Origin of the sequence: Rahnella sp. JUb53 (assembly GCF_004346065.1) — a bacterium.
In the GTDB taxonomy this organism is placed as follows: Bacteria; Pseudomonadota; Gammaproteobacteria; order Enterobacterales; family Enterobacteriaceae; genus Rahnella; species Rahnella variigena.
This window is the reverse complement of record NZ_SLYT01000001.1, coordinates 276694-293894: the sequence shown is the minus strand read 5'-3', so window position 1 is coordinate 293894 and position 17201 is coordinate 276694. Positions and strand designations below refer to the sequence as shown.

Below are 17201 nucleotides of genomic sequence, written 5' to 3'. Positions count from 1 at the left end.
CAAGAAGGGCCATCTCCGGGATTCAAAACTACTTAATACAACGCATCAGCCAGGATTGCAGTTCGGTCAGTTCTGCCCGCATCGCGGGATTCTGCTCAATGATTTCCTGGCACGTTTGCCCCACATCCTGCGCATGATAGCGCGTACCGACCAGCGCATCGGCTAAGGCCAGTAACGGCGCAGGGTGCAGGCTGTCTGTGAAAATCTGCGCCCGGCTGATACTGCCTTTTTCAACGTCAAAGTGAATATCCACGCCGCCCCAGATAAAACGCTCGTTCAGCAGATGGCTGAACGCTGGTGCCTTGCCAAAATTCCATTCCCAGCTGCTTTGTTTAGCAAATCGCTCCGCGAAGCCCGGAATATCAGGGAAGACATCCGGTGAGATGATTTCCGGTTCCACACTTGCCCCGTACCAATCAAAGAAAGCGGCAATAACGGCTTCGCAAATCTGCTCGTGGTTGATGTCCGGTACAAATTCACTGAGATTCGCCACCCTTGAGCGCACTGACGTAATTCCCTTCGCCTGCAGCTTTTTGACATCAGGATTGAGATAGTTTGCCAGACGGCTCAGGTCCGCATTGAGCAATAAAGTACCGTGATGAAACCCGCGATCTGCTGTTTCACGGTACGCTGACCCCGAGATTTTCCGCTCCCCTTCCGTGGTCTGAACCACCAGATCGTTGCGACCGGAGGCGCTGGCATCTATCCCCAAACGTTTTAAGGCATTGAGGATAATGTTGGTCGAGACACTTTTATCATATTCCGGTTTACCCGCCATAAACGTAAAGCAGGTATTGCCCAGATCATGAAACACCGCACCACCGCCGCTGCTGCGGCGCGCCAGGCGAATGCCGTCTTCTTCCATTCTCCGGGTATTACATTCTTTCCAGGGATTTTGCGCCTGCCCGATCACCACGGTTTCGGCATTACGCCAGAGGAATAACACCCGCTGAGTGGTCATTTCGCGGAAAATGCAATCTTCTACGGCAAGGTTGAACCAGGGATCATAAGAATCGGAAAGTAACAGTCTGAGAGGTTTCATCGCATATTCATCCTGAATGAGTCTGCTCTGATAATAACAGCAAAAAACAGGATGAAATACGCAGTGAAATCAGGGGGAATGGGTTTTATACCGTATCAGATACGACGAGCCTGCCAGTACACTTTGCGCCAGTAGATGTTATCGAGCGAAGATCGCGTGACGCCCTGACTGGTTGAGGCGTGAATAAACTGATCTGCAGTATCATAAATCCCGACGTGCAAGCCGTTCTCCCCGCTGCCGGTTTTAAAGAAAACCAAATCGCCGGGAAGCAGTTCATCACGGGAAACTTTTGTGCCAATTTTCGTTTGATCGGCCGTCGTTCTTGGCAAAACCACACCAAAACGATCGCGATAAGTACGAAAGACAAAGCCCGAGCAATCCACGCCGCTGGGTTGTAAACCACCATAGCGATAAGGCGCACCGTGCCATTGACTAAGCTGATCATTGAGCTCGGCAACCACGGTTATAGAATCAGCGAACCGGCCACTTGGCGGTGGCGCGTGGCTGCTGCAACCGTTAAGAATTAACGCGGCAACAGCCAGCAGGGAATACATGGATACGGATGACCAGCGCATAGTGCATTCCTTCCTCAATAGCGTCACGGCATCACCGGAACACGAAGGTTTGCGCGGGCCGGATAAGTCGCCGTTATCTAAGAACTAATAGAATTTAGCGCTATTTTATCCGTCATCCAATCTTTTGTGATGATTTTTATCGTTTCAGAATGAATTCATTGAGACTTTTTGACAGGTTTACTGTGGATCAGGCAGACACCGGACAAGATAAGTAAACCGCCCAGTGTTTTGGTTAAGCTGATGCTTTCATTGAACCAGGGCAAGGTGACCGCCGCGATATACACCAGCGCATAACTCAGACTCAGTAAGGTATAAGCGCGGTTGAGCGGCAAATGTCGTAAGGCAAAGAACCAGCAGCCCATCGATAATACATACCCGCATAACCCCAAAAACACGGCAGTCAGTGCGCTTAAATGGCTAAGAATAAACGAGGTGTCAATGGCAGACAGAGCAATCCACGGGATCTGCACCATCCCCCATTTCATCAGCAACTGCGCTGCTGTTACCAGTAAGACGCTGGCCCCGCCCCACAAATAGCCTTTCATAAGCTGACACTCATCAGTGCAATCCCTGACATGATTAACGCGACGCCACACCAGTGGCGTCCGTCGACGTATTCATGGAAAAACCAGCGGGCACACAATGTGATCAGAACAAAATTCAGACTGAGCATCGGATACGCCAGACTCAGCGGCAGCAGTTGTAACACCCGCAGCCACAAGAGCATGCCGATGCCAAGCAAAAGCACCGCTAGCCCAAGCCAGCGCAGAACGCGCGCCAGACCGTCAGCGGACACCTGAGCGGCCTGCTTCTGACAAAGCTGGCCGGCACAGGTGATCACACTAACTGCCAAAACCAGAAGGAATCCGGTCATGGCAGTTTTTTGTAGAACAGTATCGCCTGACGATCAAACTTCACTGTTTGGTCAGCAGCCGGCATTGTTGATTTCACATGCGCATTGCGGTCAAGTCTGAGGATCACAGAAACATTTCCTTCCTGACGGGCTTTCTGCAGCCATGCCGGGAAGCCAGCCGCATCAATAAAGTTATCTTTAGCATCAGGATAACTTAATCCGTATTGCAGCTCGCCTTTTTCATCAAACATCAGGATATCACTGCGCTTCAGCGACCAGGCAACCGCAGTGGCTACGCCGACATTATCTGCCAGGATAAAACGGCTGTCCTGCAACAGGTCGTTGTGCTGCTGTAAAAAGTCCTGAGGTTGTTTTGAATCTATAATTTTCTGCGGCATAGCCTGCCCGACCAGCAGCGCCAATACCAGCGGACAGATAGCGCCCCAGTACCAGCGTTTTTTCACATCGGTCAGTGACATTGCCCCTGCCAGCGCCCACACGGCAAAACAGAGAATACCGATCAGAGCGCGGGGTAACTCCGTACGGGTAAAGACGGCTTTAACGTGGAACGGCAGAATGCCGGATATCACCAGTACAGCAACTGCCATCAGAACACCAAAAATGATGTTAATGACGCCATTCGCTTTCAGTGCGCGTAACTTCCCTGACTGCCGGATTTGTTCAAGATGATCGGCCATCAGCAAGGCAATCGGCGCTATGCACGGCAGAATGTAAGTCGGCAGTTTACCTTTAGCGATGCTGAAGAAGATCAGCGGCATAATCGCCCAGCTCAGCAGGAAGAACAGCTCCGGGCGCATGACGCGCTGAGTCCAGCCCTGGCGCAGCGCACCCGGCAACAGACCGAGCCACGGCAGAACGCCCAGACAGATCACCGGCAAATAGAACCAGAACGGCGCTTTATGTTGGGCATCCGATTCTGCAAATCGCTGAATATGCTCGACCCAGAAGAAGTAATTCCAGAAATCAGGTTCATGCCGCGCAATCGCCAGCACCCACGGCAGGCTGAGAACCACAGCACTGAGAACCGCCAGCGGTCCCCAGCCAAACAGGGTTTTGAAGCGTTTTTCACGCCAGACAATCGGCAGAACTGCAATCACCGGCAGCGCCAGCGCCAGAAACCCTTTGGTCATAAAGCCCATACCGCAGGCCAGTCCAAGCGCTATCCAGCTCATGGCTTTTTGCGGTGTACGCGAAACCCGCAGGCAGAACCAGGTCGCTACCATAGCCGCAGTCATCCAAAGCGTGATCATCGGATCAAGAACGCTGTAGGTACCGATACTGAACACCAGCAAGGTGGAAAGGTAGATCAACACGGCAGTGTAAGCGGTCTGACGATTACGCCACATCAGATTTGCCAGCCAGAACACCAGAATGGCGCTCAGCATAGTGCTGAATACTGAACCAAAACGCACCGCAAAGTTGCTGTCACCGAAAATCATCTGGCTGATATTGTTAAACCAGTAACCTGCCACCGGTTTTTCAAAATAGCGCAATCCGAGAAGATGAGGCACAACCCAGTCGCCGCGCTGAAGCATTTCGCGGCTGATTTCGGCATATCGGGTTTCATCTGGTTGCCATAACAGGCGGGTATTAAGAGGAACAAGATAAACGAGCGCGAAGAACACCAGGATCATGGTGCTCCATACGCCTTTAATTGTTTTTGACATCAGGACAAACCTTCTTGCTGACAGCCTAACCAACCTTCCCGACCGGGGAAACTGGCGCGAACCACTTTGCCTTTTGGCAACGTACTGAGATCTTGCGGCAGTAACTCGCCCAGCGCGCAAAACCGGATACCCTGTGCAGCAGCACGGGTCAGTAACTCGTCAAATTGCGTTGCCAGCGACATTCCTTCAACTTCGGCGTGGATGGTATACACCGGCACGCCGGTATCCTTGGCGATAGCATCAAGAATAAAATCGTTGAAGTTATCCGCCGTAATTTCGCCGCCCGCCACTTCATCGTAAGTCGGCAGCGTCACCGGAATTTGTACGGTTCCCGGGGTTCCATTTTCCAGCACCGGCAGGAAAGGATGGGTTCCGCGACAATCACTGTTGTAATAGAAATGAAAACGCTCTTTCACTTCTATGACGCGTTCATCAGCGCGCCAGCCAGCCACTGCCGAACATTCGACGTCATGACCCAGGCTTTTTTCCAGTGCATCCAGCCCCAGCCGGATTTGTTCTTCCAGCTGTTTCTCAGACCATTTACCGACTTTCGCCTGCCAGCCCTGATGGTCCCAGGCGTGCAGTCCGACTTCGTGGCCCCGTTTTGCGGTTTCTTTCATCAGATACCCGAGGTCACGGGCGATGGGTTTACCCGGCCAGGCGGTACCCGCCAGCAGGATATCCCAGCCATAAAGGGAGGCAGCGTTAGAGCGCAGCATTTTCCACAGAAAGCGCGGTTTAAGCAGGCGCCACAAGTGGCGCCCCATGTTATCCGGGCCAACGCTGAAGAAGAAACTGGCGGTGATTTTATGTTTTGCAAGGGTTTGCAGAAGCTGAGGGACACCCTCCCGGGTGCCGCTCCAGGTATCCACATCAATGCGCAGACCCACTTTCTTCATGTCTGGCACCGTATCAGGCTTTGTCAGCGTCAGTGTTTACAGAACGCAGGAAGAAATCCAGCGTGTCGGCGACGGTTTTATCCATGCCAATTTCAGGTTTCCAGTCCAGCAGACGACGGGCATTTTTGATGCTCGGCGTACGGTGCTCAACGTCCTGGTAGCCTTTACCGTAGTAAGTGCTGCTTTCGACCAGATTGAAACCGGCAAACGGCGGGAACTGGGCGCGAAGCGGGTGAGCCTCAAAGCTTTTCAGTAGCATTTCTGCCAGCTGACGGATGCTTGCTTCGTTCGTCGGGTTACCGATGTTGATGATCTGACCGTCACACAAGTTGTCGCGGTTCTCGATGATGCGGAACAACGCTTCGATACCGTCGTTGATGTCGGTGAAGCAACGTTTCTGCTCGCCGCCATCGACCAGTTTGATCGGTGAACCTTCTACCAGATTCAGGATCAGCTGAGTGATCGCACGGGAACTGCCGATACGCGCAGCATCCAGGTTATCCAGACGTGGTCCCATCCAGTTAAACGGACGGAACAGTGTGAATTTCAGACCTTCTTTCGCGCCATATGCCCAGATAACACGGTCCAGCAGCTGTTTAGAAACAGAGTAAATCCAGCGCTGTTTGTTAATCGGGCCAACGATCAGACGGGAATGGTCCTCATCGAATTCTTTGTCATCACACATACCGTAAACTTCAGAGGTCGACGGGAAGATGATGCGTTTTTTGTATTTCACACAGTCGCGAACGATTTTCAGGTTTTCTTCGAAATCCAGTTCGAACACACGCAGCGGATTACGGGTGTATTCAATTGGCGTGGCGATAGCCACCAGCGGCAGAACGACATCACATTTTTTGATGTGGTATTCGATCCACTCAGAATGGATGCTGATATCGCCTTCAACGAAGTGGAAATGCGGGTTATCCATGAAGCGGCTGACCGCGTCAGAGCTGATATCCAGACCATAAATTTCATAACGGTCTTCACGCAGCAGGCGTTCACTCAGGTGGTTACCGATGAAACCGTTCACACCCAGAATCAGCACGCGTGTACGACGCTTCATAACGGCGGTTGGCAATGTCGCCACGCGCATATCCGGCATGATGCCCAGTTCAAGCGCCAGACGGGAACCCTGAACATACAGGCCGTTTTCACTCTGCCCTGCCAGAATTTCCAGTGCGCCTTCGCCACAGGCGATAGTCAGCGGATCAGAAGAAAGTACGGTGCCCGGTTGTTTGTCATGCTGAGTATCCAGCGGACGGGCGCGCCAGACGGTCAGTTTACGCTGACCCAGATAAGAGAATGCACCCGGGTAAGGTTCAGTCACAGCACGGATCAGGTTGTTAATTTCAGTGGCAGATTTATGCCAGTGAATTTCACCATCGGCAGCAGTGCGACGTCCAAAGTAGCTTGCCTGAGACTCGTCTTGCGGAGTCAGCGTGATCTTACCGGCTTTCATTTCCGGCAGAACATCTGTCAGAAGCGCTTTAGCTGCATCACGGACTTTGGCGTGTAATTTCAGTGCAGTGTCATCGGCGGCGATAGCGACTTTACGCTGCCCCACGATATCACCCGCATCAGGCCGTTTAACCATTTTATGCAGGGTAACGCCGGTTTCGGTTTCGCCATTCAGCAGCGCCCAGTTAACCGGTGCGCGACCACGGTAGCGTGGCAGCAATGAACCATGCAGATTAAAACCGCCGCGTGGCGCCAGAGATAAAATCTCTTCGCTCAGCATGTTGCGATAGTAGAAAGAGAAAATGACATCAGGCTGTAAAGCACGGATGCGGTCGACCCACAATGGATGGTTAACATCTTCCGGGGCATAAACCGGCAGATTCAGTTCAGCACCCTGACGGGCAACAGATGAAAAGAACTGGTTTTCATTCGGGGCATCGGTATGCGTAAAGACTGCCTGTACGTCATAACCGGCATCAACCAGAGCCTGTAAACCAACACAACCAATATCATGGTAGGCAAATACAATCGCTTTCATCACTCTTCTTCCTGACTGTTATCTTCGGAACGAACGCCGACGACTTTTTGAACAAAATAACGGGGACGCGCACGGACATCATTGTAGATACGCCCGATGTATTCACCGAGTAACCCCATGCCCACAAACTGCGCACCGATAAACATGAATAACAATGCAAATAACGTAAATACGCCATCCGCAGCCCAGGCAGGACCGTTGATGAGGCGCATTAAAATCAGAAACACCGCCAGCACAAAACCGAAAATGGCGATCGCACTGCCCACCACGCTAAGCATTCTCAGCGGCGTCGTTGTCAGGCAGGTAATCAGGTCATACATCAGGTTGATGAGTTTCATCAGGCTGTATTTGGAATCACCGAATTCGCGCTCAGAATGCTGAACCGGGATTTCAATCGTTTTGCGCGCGAAGGTGTTTGCCAGAATCGGGATAAAGGTACTGCGCTCATGGCAATGTAGCATGGCTTCGATAATGTGGCGGCGGTAGGCACGTAACATGCAACCGTAATCGCCCATCGATTTGCCGGTAGCGCGCTGGATCATCATGTTGATCATTTTCGAGGCTGATTTACGGAACCAGGAATCGCGGCGGTTTGCACGTACGGTGCCGACAACGTCATAGCCTTCATCGGCCGTGGCGACCAGGCGCGGGATTTCTTCCGGTGGATTTTGCAGGTCAGCGTCAAGTGTAATGACCAGATCACCTGTCACATGGCTAAAACCGGCCATAATGGCGGAATGCTGGCCGTAATTACGGTTGAGCAAAACGGCAATAACATGGCTGTCCGGTTGTTCTGCAGCGGCAGCGAGCATGTCACCGGAGCTGTCAGAACTGCCGTCATCCACCAGAATTATTTCGTACTGTTGGGTTAATTGCTTACAGGCTGCCTGCGTACGAGATAACAATGCCGGCAAGCTTTCTTCTTCGTTGTAGACCGGGATAACCACCGAGACTTTACGGATTGGTTCGTATTGCGCCACTACTGCGCCTCCAGAAGGGAAAAAAGAGCCGCGACAACACGGTCCACATCACTGTCCTGCATATCAGGGAACAGCGGCAGGCTGCACAAACGTGCCGAATTCCATTCGCTGTTTGGCAGGCTCAGATGCGGATAACGCTCGCGGTAATATTTTTGGGTATGAGCGGCGCGGAAATGCAAACCAGTTCCGATCCCCTGCTCTTTCAGGCGTTCCATCAGAGCGTCACGGCTGATACCGCAACGTTCTTCATCCACGCGGATCATGAATAAGTGCCACGCATGAAGGTGCGGGTAAGCCGGTACATTCATTGGCAAATAAGGTGAGCCCTGTAATTTATCCAGATATTGCTGTGCCAGTTCGGTACGGCGCGCATTGATCTCATGCAGGCGTTTAAGCTGGACGACGGCAATAGAAGCGTGAATATCGGAAAGATTGTATTTAAAACCGGGCTCGACAACCTCAGCCTGCGGTTTGCGCCCCAGTACCTGACGGTCAAATGCATCAACGGCCAGACCGTGGAATTTCAACGCGCGGACTTTATTCGCCAGCTCGTCGTCATCCGTGGCTATCAGGCCACCTTCGGCGCAGGTCATATTTTTGATGGCGTGGAAGGAGAAGATTGCCGTTCCCTGCCCGCCAATCCAGCGGTCACGGTAACGGGTACCTGCCGCGTGCGCGGCATCTTCTACGACAGGAATACCGTGTTCGTTGGCGACAGCGTAAATCGGGTCAAGGTCTAAAGGCGCGCCCGCGTAATGCACAGGGATAATCGCTTTGGTTTTCGGCGTGATGGCGGCAGCAATGGCTTCTGCGCTTACCATCAGGGTGTCCGGGTCAACATCGATCATGACCGGCTCTGCACCCAGCAGAACAATCATATTGATGGTCGAAACCCAGGTCTGGGAAGGGGTAATCACTTCATCGCCGGGGCCTATGCCCAGCGCCATCAACGTAACATGCATGCCACCGGTTGCGGAACTGACTGCGATAGCATGTTTACAACCGAAAGCGGCAGAGAAATCCTGTTCCAGCTGGTTTGTTTGCGGTCCGGTGGTTATCCACCCTGAGCGCAAAACCTGCCCCACAGCCGCAATCTCTTCTTCGCCCATAGACGGACGGGAGAAAGGCAAAAAGTTTTCCATTACGCTATCCCGAAAGGTAATTAATTGATACCAACTTTAGACCGCATTTATTTAACAACAGGTAAACACTGTCATGAATTTATGAATCTTATGATGTCGGTTTAATCTTAATTTAACCTTAAGGATTTTCCAGTTTTGTGAAGCTAAATAGAAACTAAACCAGAAGAAAAGAAATTATCTTAATACCAAAAAACGTCTTGAAAACAATGCATTGAATTGTATTTAATGTAATACTAAAAAATGAACTTTATTTAGAAATAGAAAACACTGTTCTTTTTATGAACAGAAAATGGGCATTCAAAAACCTAACAGCTGATAATAAAATAGTTACCCGGCTATTGATTAAGTAATACGTTACGCCATCGCCGCCATTATCCAGTGTCGACCAGCCAGTTCATATCCCTGAAATACCACTTTATAAACCGCAGAAAGTGTTTCCGGCTGCATGACATCAGGACATTTTCCCGCTGAAATGACTTCACCCGCCGACATCAGCCAGACCTCATGTGCATAATGCAAAGTATGATTAAGATCGTGGTCACTTATCACGACTGAACGCCCTGCTGCACAGAATTCCGTGAGCAACTGATCCAGCGCCTGCTGCTGCGCCACGTCAAGACTGTTCATCGGTTCGTCGAGAAATAAAAGCCGGCTGTCGGGATTAACGTCAGGCCACACCTGCAATAAGACCGCCGCGAGGCGAACCCGCTGCCATTCACCACCTGAAAGATGTGTGACCGGACGGGCAAGTTTATCGTCAAGATGCAGCGCAGCAGACAACCGTGCAATTGTGCGCTCCAGCACTTCAGGATCGGAATTTTGTGGCTGATGAAGTGACAGATATTGGAAAACCGGCATCAGGGATGCCGGTGTCAGTTGCTGGCAAAGCCAGGCGCGCAGACGAGCCAGACGCGGGCCTGAGAATTCAGCTAACCTTTGTCCGTCGATACTGACCTCACCTTTTCCGGCCGACATGCCTGCCAGCCGGTTCAGTAAGGTGCTCTTTCCTGCCCCGTTCGGCCCGATAATATGTATCCGGCTTCCGGGCGTGATGTGCGAACTAAACGCCTGAAGGCGCCCTTCAACCGCAATTTCGCGACATTCCAGCATCTGCGCTTCCATAACTTAGTTATTTTGCCAGTGCTGCTTTAATAGTTTCCATCAGAATAGGATCTTCCGGCGTCATGTCCGGTGCGAAACGCTGAACAACGGTGCCATCGCGACCGATCAGGAATTTCTCAAAGTTCCACAAGATGTCATCGGGTTTTAAAGGCTGACGGCCTTTGCTCGCAAGACGCTCGTAGAAAGCACTGTCTTCTGGTTTTACCGCCGCAGGACGGGCAGCAATCATCGCCGCATACAGCGGGTGGCGGTTGTCGCCATTGACGTTAATTTTGCTGAACATAGGGAATTTCACGCCAAAGTTCGTGGTGCAGAAGGTTTTGATTTCCTCTTCTGTACCCGGTTCCTGCGCGCCAAACTCATTACACGGGAAGCCCAGAACCTCAAATCCCTGGTCTTGCCAGGCCTGATAAATATTCTCCAGACTTTCATATTGTTTGGTCAGGCCACATTGTGACGCTACGTTAACGACCAGCAATACAGAACCTTTATAAGCACCCAGCGTTGTGGTTTCGCCATCAATGGTTTTCAGGGAGATGTCAAAAATGTCATTACTCATCGTTTTTATCCTGATAGTTGCAGGTAGGTAAAGGGAGAGCATAGACGACCCGCCGTAAATAATCAGCGGATTTGTCCGACTCTGATCAGAAGCCAGATGAAGACCGGAGCCCCCAGCGTGGCGGTAACCACGCCGACGGGCAATTCAGCCGCATACAGACCAATTCTTGATACCACGTCAGCGAGAAGTAACACGCTGGCGCCACCAAGCGCACAGGCTGGCAGTAAACGGCGCTGATCGGTGATACCCGCAAGGCGCAGAATATGCGGGATAACCAGCCCGATAAAGCCGATAACGCCAGATAATGCCACGCTCAGCCCGACAATCCAGCCGACTGCGAGAACAAGCCCATAGCGCCAGGTTGTCAGAGATATCCCCAGTTGTTGCGCCTGTACGATACCTAATGACAGCAGATTAAGGGCGTTGCCCTGAAAAACCAGCCACAATAATACCGGCAACAACAGCATTGCCAGCCAGATCTGGTTCCAGTCGACACCGCCGAACCCGCCCATCATCCAGTACATCAGCTGGCGCAAATCAAGATTACTGCTGAAGTAAATAGCCCAGGTCATTAAAGCGCTGCAAACGATACCGATCGCTACGCCCACCAGCAGCATACGGGCATTCGTTAACAAACGTTTACGGGAAATCGTTAACAGGAAAAATGTGACAATCAGTGCGCCTGCAATCGCCGCCAGACTCATCACCCAGACAGGTAAAATGCCGTGGCCGAGCATGACACACAATACCAGCGCCACACCGGCACCATTGGCAACGCCGAGCAATCCGGGTTCGGCGAGCGGGTTTTCGAATAATGACTGCATGACTGCGCCAGCAACCGCGAGACTGGCGCCGACTAGAATCACCGCGATAGCCCGGGGTAACCGCAGTTGCCAGACAAAAAGTCGCGCCTCACTGCCCAGCCACTGATTGGGCCATAACCAGTTTTCACCCGCACTCAGGCTGAATACGCAGATTATTACCAGCAACAGGCTCAGCCCGACCAGCCAGCGGCGGTCACGGCGTTTACGTTGTTGTTCAAGAGCAGAATAGGTCTGCGGAATGGGCATGTAGGGCAGTTTCCTGAGACTCACTGTGGATGACTATCCTACCGATATTAGTCAGTTAGCTCTGGCGAGTGAACCGGATAATGACAAAAACAGGAAACAAAAAAGCCGGTGACAAAGCACCGGCCTGAAAAGTCTTCATTGAAGGGGAGAATCAGTGGCCCTGATGGCCATCTGGCGGGATCGGCTGACCCTTCCCGTGATTGTCATTTTGCCCGCCCTGATGATCACGATTATCATGGTGATCACCATTATCATGATGATTGCCGTTGTTCGGGTGGCCCTGATCGTGTTGCGGATTGTGTGGCGGATTGCCATGACCACGCTGCGGCGGTTTGGGATCCCAGCGGTTGCCATGCCAGTACATACCATGCTCATTGCGCTCACCATAATGATGGCCCTGATGGTCATGCCACCACTGCGGCGGACGCCAGTCGTAACCATCCCAGTAATAGCCACGCTGGTCCTGATCCCCGAGATGAACCGATACGCCGGGTACGTTAACGTCAACAGAAACATTTGCCTGCGCGATCACAGGCAATGCCAGTGCACAACAAAGCAATAAAAGTGATTTTTTCATAAGAGTCACGCCTTCTTTATTTTTTATGACGTGTTTTTTATATCAGGCAGGAAAGACAGAGAATATAAGAGTGCGGCGTATTTTCGGATATCTTGCTGTGACCTTACAATAAAAATACAAACATATCCTGTTTGAAATACATCAACAGGATGAAGATTATTAACTATTCAATTCTTATTACGATACTAACAAATCTTAACGTAAGCCTGACGATAATCCGTCTGCCGTTTATTTATAATAAAATTGTTTATTCCAATAAAGGACATTCTTATGCGTCGTATTCTCGCTTTGTTTGGTGTTGTTCTGGTTGTCGTAAGCCTCAGTGGCTGTATCTTCCCGGGGCCATATGGTCACGGTGGCGGCCATGGCGGTGGTCATCCACATTATTACTGGCGCTAATATTAATTAAGAATTTTCATCATTGCATTTGTTTATTTACTGACTGCGAATCTGAATATAAACATTTGCCAATGTGTTTAACATCAAGGGGCTTCGGCCCCTTTTTTGTTTTATGCAACCATTGTATTTATTGCGGCTCACATAAAAAGTCGAATAAAACAGCACTGATGAAAAAGTCAGCCCTTAATTAACAATCTGCAAGGTGGAGATATTATTTCGCCTCGACCTGGCGTTAAATTTAATCTATCAGACGATTCCTGAAACAACCACCCCATTAACGCAATCTTTTCACTTCCTGCGCAATTTAACGCAAATTATTTCCCTTCAGAGAACCGTAAATTCGGCCCAAAAAAAAGGCCGCTTTCGCGGCCTTTTTGATGTTTTCACTTATTCTTTCGGAGTGGCATTCTCTACACGACTTTTCAATTTCTGTCCCGGACGGAAAGTCACCACACGACGCGCCGTGATCGGAATATCTTCGCCGGTTTTCGGGTTACGTCCCGGACGTTGGTTTTTGTCACGCAGATCAAAGTTGCCAAAGCCAGACAGTTTTACTTGCTCGCCATTTTCCAAAGCACGACGTACTTCTTCGAAAAATATCTCAACAAGGTCTTTGGCATCCCGTTTGCTCAGCCCGAGCTTCTCAAACAGGTGTTCTGACATTTCAGCTTTAGTAAGCGCCATAGGTTCAATCCCTCAAGGATGCTTGGAATCGCTGTTTTAGAGCCTCTACACATTTTGCAACGGTAGCGGCGATCTCCTCTTCTTCCAGTGTACGGCCGGTATCCTGCAACACCAGACTGATAGCCAGGCTCTTGTAACCTTCAGCTACGCCCTTGCCACGGTACACATCAAACAAGTTTACGCCAACTACCTGATTTGCGCCAACTTTCTTGCACTCTGCCAAAATATCGTCTGCGGGCACGTTTTCGGCCACTACCACAGCGATGTCACGACGGTTCGCCGGGAAGCGAGAAATCTCTTTCGCATCAGGCAGTACGCGGTCTGCGACCTTGTTCCATAACAATTCGAAGACCACGGTACGACCATTAAGATCGAGTTTACGTTCCAGCTCAGGGTGTACTACACCAATGAAACCAATACGTTCGCCGCGTAAATAAATCGCCGCGCTTTGCCCAGGATGCAGCGCAGGATTTGCTTCTACCTTGAACTGTACGTCGTTCATTTTGCCGGTAAGCTCAAGAATAGCCTCAAGATCACCTTTCAAATCGTAGTAGTCAACTGTCTGACGCGCCAGATCCCAATGCTCTTCATTTTTAGTACCCGAGATCACACCAGACAGCATGACGTCCTGACGGATACCCAAATCGGCTTGTGTATCAGGGACAAAGCGCAGGCCGCTTTCAAATAAACGCACGCGACTTTGCTGACGATTTTGGTTATTTACTACCGCAGTCAGCAGGCCAGACCACAGGGAAAGACGCATTGCTGACATTTCCACCGAAATCGGGCTTGGCAAAATCAGCGCATCTTCACCAGGGTGCAGGAGAGCCTGAACTTTTGGATCCACAAAACTGTAGGTGATCGCTTCCTGGAATCCACGGTCAACCAGCAGATTTTTCACACGTTTAAGCGACAAATTCGCTTCACGGTGTTTAGTCATCACCAGACTGGCTTTCACCGGCACATCAGGAATGTTGTTGTAGCCGTAAACACGGGCCACTTCTTCCACCAGGTCTTCTTCGATTTGCATATCGAAACGCCAGCTTGGCGCGACAGCCACCCAGTGGTCGGCTTTATGCTCAACCTGACAGCCCAGACGGGTCAGAATATCGGTTACCTGTGCATCTTCTACATGGTGGCCAATCAGACGATCCAGTTTTTCACGACGCAATGTGATGGTAGCCGCTTTTGGCAGATGCTCTTCTGAAGTCGCGTTGATGACCGGACCGGCTTCACCACCGCAAATGCTCAGCAGCAATGCAGTTGCGCGCTCAATGGCTTTGAATTGCAGCTCTGGATCCACACCACGTTCATAGCGATGTGAAGCGTCTGTGTGCAGACCCTGACGGCGTGCACGGCCAGTGATGGCCAGCGGAGCAAAGAACGCAGATTCCAGCAGGACATCCTGCGTTTCATCATTCACACCGGAATGTTCGCCACCAAAGATACCGGCCATCGCCAGCGCTTTCTGGTGGTCAGCGATGACCAGCGTGTCTTCCGCCAGTTTCGCTTTGGTGCCATCAAGCAACGTTAATGCTTCGTCTTTCTGCGCCATACGCACGACAATGCCACCGCTGATGCGATTCAGATCGAACGCATGCATTGGCTGGCCGAGCTCCAGCAGCACGAAGTTGGTGATATCCACAACGGCGTCGATAGAACGGATACCGCAGCGGCGCAGTTTTTCACGCATCCACAACGGCGTAGCGGCCTTAACATTGATACCTTTTACCACACGGCCCAGATAACGCGGACACGCCTGAGGCGCCTGCACATCAATGGAGATTGTGGCGTCAACGCTAGCTTTCACCGGATTGATTTCCGGCTCGACCAGCGGCAGCTGATTAATCACCGCAACATCACGTGCCACGCCCAGGATACCCAGACAGTCAGCACGGTTTGGCGTCACACTGATTTCGATAATGGTGTCATCGAGCTTCAGGAATTCGCGGATATCAGTCCCGACTGGCGCATCAAGCGGCAGCTCAATGATACCGTCGTGATCTTCCGAAATACCCAGCTCAGAGAAAGAACACAACATGCCTTCTGAAGGCTCGCCACGCAGCTTGGCGGCTTTGATTTTGAAATCACCCGGCAATACCGCGCCGACAGTCGCGACGGCAACTTTAAGGCCCTGACGGCAGTTTGGTGCGCCGCAAACGATGTCGAGCAGGCGATCGCCACCGACATTCACTTTAGTCACACGCAGTTTGTCTGCGTTTGGGTGCTGACCACATTCGACAACTTCGCCGACAACCACGCCATTAAATGCGCCGGAAACCGGATCAACGCCATCGACTTCAAGGCCAGCCATGGTGATTTGGTCTGATAATGCTTCGCTGCTGATGGCTGGGTTTACCCACTCACGCAACCAGAGTTCACTGAATTTCATGTGATATTCCCGCCTTACTTAAACTGTTTGAGGAAACGCAGATCATTTTCGAAAAATGCACGCAGGTCAGTCACGCCATAGCGCAACATAGTCAGACGTTCCATTCCCATTCCGAAGGCAAAACCAGAATACACTTCTGGGTCAATGCCGACGTTGCGCAGGACATTCGGATGCACCATGCCGCAACCCAGCACTTCCAGCCACTTGCCATTTTTGCCCATTACATCCACTTCCGCAGAAGGTTCTGTGAACGGGAAATAGGAAGGACGGAAACGGATCTGCAAATCAGCTTCAAAGAAGTTGTTCAGGAAATCGTGCAGCGTGCCTTTCAGGTTGGAGAAGCTGATGTCTTTATCAACGATCAGGCCTTCCATCTGATGGAACATCGGGGTGTGAGTCTGGTCGTAATCGTTACGATATACGCGGCCCGGCGCGATGATACGAATCGGCGGCTGCTGATCTTTCATCGTACGGATCTGAACACCGGAAGTCTGTGTGCGCAGCAAACGCTTGGCATCAAACCAGAATGTATCGTGATCAGCACGTGCCGGATGGTGTCCCGGAATATTCAGGGCATCGAAGTTATGATAGTCATCTTCGATTTCAGGGCCGGTTTCCACGGTAAAGCCTAATTCACCGAAGAAGGTTTCAATGCGGTCGATAGTACGGGTCACCGGGTGCAGACCACCGTTTTCGATGCGGCGACCAGGCAGGGAAACGTCAATCGTTTCTTCAGCCAGACGCGCATTCAGTTCAGCAGACTCCAGCGTATTTTTACGCGCGTTCAGGGCCTCCTGAACCTGCGCTTTCGCTTCATTGATGACCGCACCCGCTGCCGGGCGTTCTTCCGCAGGTAATTCACGGAGTGTTGTCATCTGGAGTGTCAGGTGGCCTTTCTTACCCAGATATTCGACACGCACGTTATCCAGCGCGGCGATGTCCTGAGCACTCTCTACGGCTGCCTTGGCATTGGCAACCAGCTCTGCGAGATGTGGCATTGCTTTCCTCTTCTTCTGGCCAATATGGCCCGATGTAAAATAACCGTGATTAATCAGGGGCGCGATTTTGACCCTGAACCTTAGTGTATAAAGCACAGATACAAAAAAGCCTCCACGAGGGAGGCTTAGGCGCTACTTTTCGTTTCTTCTCTTACGCGCGAAAGCCTTCCTGAGTCAGGCGCTAAAGTAAAAAAAGAAACGGAAAATAGCAGGATTCATGCTTGC

17 protein-coding genes and 1 other annotated feature are annotated in these 17201 nt (G+C 51.2%); all 17 genes read right to left on the bottom strand.

The genetic code is table 11. The annotated features are described in order from the left end of the window. Nucleotides 1–28: 28 nt before the first annotated feature. The 17 genes from EC840_RS01455 to pheM all read right to left on the bottom strand — a co-directional run bounded on the left by EC840_RS01455 (nucleotide 29) and on the right by pheM (nucleotide 17195). The gene (locus tag EC840_RS01455; protein ID WP_132963819.1) at nucleotides 29–1042 is read right to left on the bottom strand and encodes a lipoate--protein ligase; all 1014 of its coding nucleotides are present in this window, start codon (nucleotides 1040–1042) and stop codon (nucleotides 29–31) included. A gap of 95 nt (nucleotides 1043–1137) precedes the next feature. Beyond that, a complete protein-coding gene (locus tag EC840_RS01450) occupies nucleotides 1138–1617 on the bottom strand; it encodes an NlpC/P60 family protein (protein ID WP_132963818.1) in 480 nt (159 codons plus the stop codon). Nucleotides 1618–1772: 155 nt separating this feature from the next. Beyond that, complete coding sequence (gene arnF / locus EC840_RS01445; protein WP_129638543.1) at nucleotides 1773–2162, bottom strand: 4-amino-4-deoxy-L-arabinose-phosphoundecaprenol flippase subunit ArnF; 390 nt, start codon at nucleotides 2160–2162, stop codon at nucleotides 1773–1775. Beyond that, nucleotides 2159–2491 (bottom strand): 4-amino-4-deoxy-L-arabinose-phosphoundecaprenol flippase subunit ArnE, encoded by a 333-nt coding sequence (arnE, locus tag EC840_RS01440; RefSeq protein ID WP_132963817.1) that lies wholly within the window; start codon nucleotides 2489–2491, stop codon nucleotides 2159–2161. Before arnE ends, arnF begins: the two co-directional genes overlap by 4 nt. Further along, nucleotides 2488–4158: a lipid IV(A) 4-amino-4-deoxy-L-arabinosyltransferase gene (gene arnT, locus EC840_RS01435; protein WP_129638541.1), complete on the bottom strand. Its 1671-nt coding sequence runs from the start codon at nucleotides 4156–4158 to the stop codon at nucleotides 2488–2490. The genes arnE and arnT overlap by 4 nt, the downstream gene beginning before the upstream one ends. Beyond that, on the bottom strand, nucleotides 4158–5057 hold the full coding sequence (gene arnD, locus EC840_RS01430) for a 4-deoxy-4-formamido-L-arabinose-phosphoundecaprenol deformylase (protein ID WP_112287968.1): 900 nt from the start codon (nucleotides 5055–5057) through the stop codon (nucleotides 4158–4160). The genes arnT and arnD overlap by 1 nt, the downstream gene beginning before the upstream one ends. 13 nt (nucleotides 5058–5070) lie before the next feature. Then, on the bottom strand, nucleotides 5071–7053 hold the full coding sequence (gene arnA / locus EC840_RS01425) for a bifunctional UDP-4-amino-4-deoxy-L-arabinose formyltransferase/UDP-glucuronic acid oxidase ArnA (RefSeq protein WP_112287969.1): 1983 nt from the start codon (nucleotides 7051–7053) through the stop codon (nucleotides 5071–5073). Further along, nucleotides 7053–8033, bottom strand: coding sequence for an undecaprenyl-phosphate 4-deoxy-4-formamido-L-arabinose transferase (gene arnC, locus EC840_RS01420; RefSeq protein WP_112287970.1), 981 nt, complete (start codon nucleotides 8031–8033; stop codon nucleotides 7053–7055). Before arnC ends, arnA begins: the two co-directional genes overlap by 1 nt. Beyond that, a complete protein-coding gene (arnB, locus tag EC840_RS01415; protein WP_132963816.1) occupies nucleotides 8033–9175 on the bottom strand; it encodes a UDP-4-amino-4-deoxy-L-arabinose aminotransferase in 1143 nt (380 codons plus the stop codon). Before arnB ends, arnC begins: the two co-directional genes overlap by 1 nt. A gap of 354 nt (nucleotides 9176–9529) precedes the next feature. After that, the gene (gene btuD / locus EC840_RS01410; RefSeq protein WP_132963815.1) at nucleotides 9530–10285 is read right to left on the bottom strand and encodes a vitamin B12 ABC transporter ATP-binding protein BtuD; all 756 of its coding nucleotides are present in this window, start codon (nucleotides 10283–10285) and stop codon (nucleotides 9530–9532) included. 19 nt (nucleotides 10286–10304) lie between these two features. Continuing rightward, nucleotides 10305–10856, bottom strand: coding sequence for a glutathione peroxidase (locus tag EC840_RS01405; RefSeq protein ID WP_129638538.1), 552 nt, complete (start codon nucleotides 10854–10856; stop codon nucleotides 10305–10307). Nucleotides 10857–10918: 62 nt separating this feature from the next. Next, entirely contained in the window at nucleotides 10919–11926 is a 1008-nt protein-coding gene (gene btuC, locus EC840_RS01400; RefSeq protein ID WP_132963814.1) for a vitamin B12 ABC transporter permease BtuC, read from the bottom strand. Nucleotides 11927–12077: 151 nt separating this feature from the next. Further along, nucleotides 12078–12503, bottom strand: a complete 426-nt coding sequence (locus EC840_RS01395) for a DUF2502 domain-containing protein (protein ID WP_132963813.1) — start codon at nucleotides 12501–12503, stop codon at nucleotides 12078–12080. A gap of 786 nt (nucleotides 12504–13289) precedes the next feature. Beyond that, nucleotides 13290–13586 carry an integration host factor subunit alpha gene (gene ihfA, locus EC840_RS01390; protein WP_004089944.1) on the bottom strand — a complete coding sequence of 99 codons (297 nt, stop codon included), beginning with the start codon at nucleotides 13584–13586 and terminating at the stop codon, nucleotides 13290–13292. Nucleotides 13587–13590: 4 nt separating this feature from the next. Continuing rightward, the gene (gene pheT / locus EC840_RS01385; protein WP_132963812.1) at nucleotides 13591–15978 is read right to left on the bottom strand and encodes a phenylalanine--tRNA ligase subunit beta; all 2388 of its coding nucleotides are present in this window, start codon (nucleotides 15976–15978) and stop codon (nucleotides 13591–13593) included. 14 nt (nucleotides 15979–15992) lie between these two features. Further along, nucleotides 15993–16976: a phenylalanine--tRNA ligase subunit alpha gene (gene pheS / locus EC840_RS01380; RefSeq protein WP_112287976.1), complete on the bottom strand. Its 984-nt coding sequence runs from the start codon at nucleotides 16974–16976 to the stop codon at nucleotides 15993–15995. A 99-nt stretch (nucleotides 16977–17075) separates the two neighbouring features. Further along, nucleotides 17076–17200: a sequence feature (Phe leader region), on the bottom strand. Further along, on the bottom strand, nucleotides 17151–17195 hold the full coding sequence (gene pheM, locus EC840_RS25210; RefSeq protein ID WP_134389264.1) for a pheST operon leader peptide PheM: 45 nt from the start codon (nucleotides 17193–17195) through the stop codon (nucleotides 17151–17153). It overlaps the preceding feature by 45 nt. Nucleotide 17201: the final 1 nt, after the last annotated feature.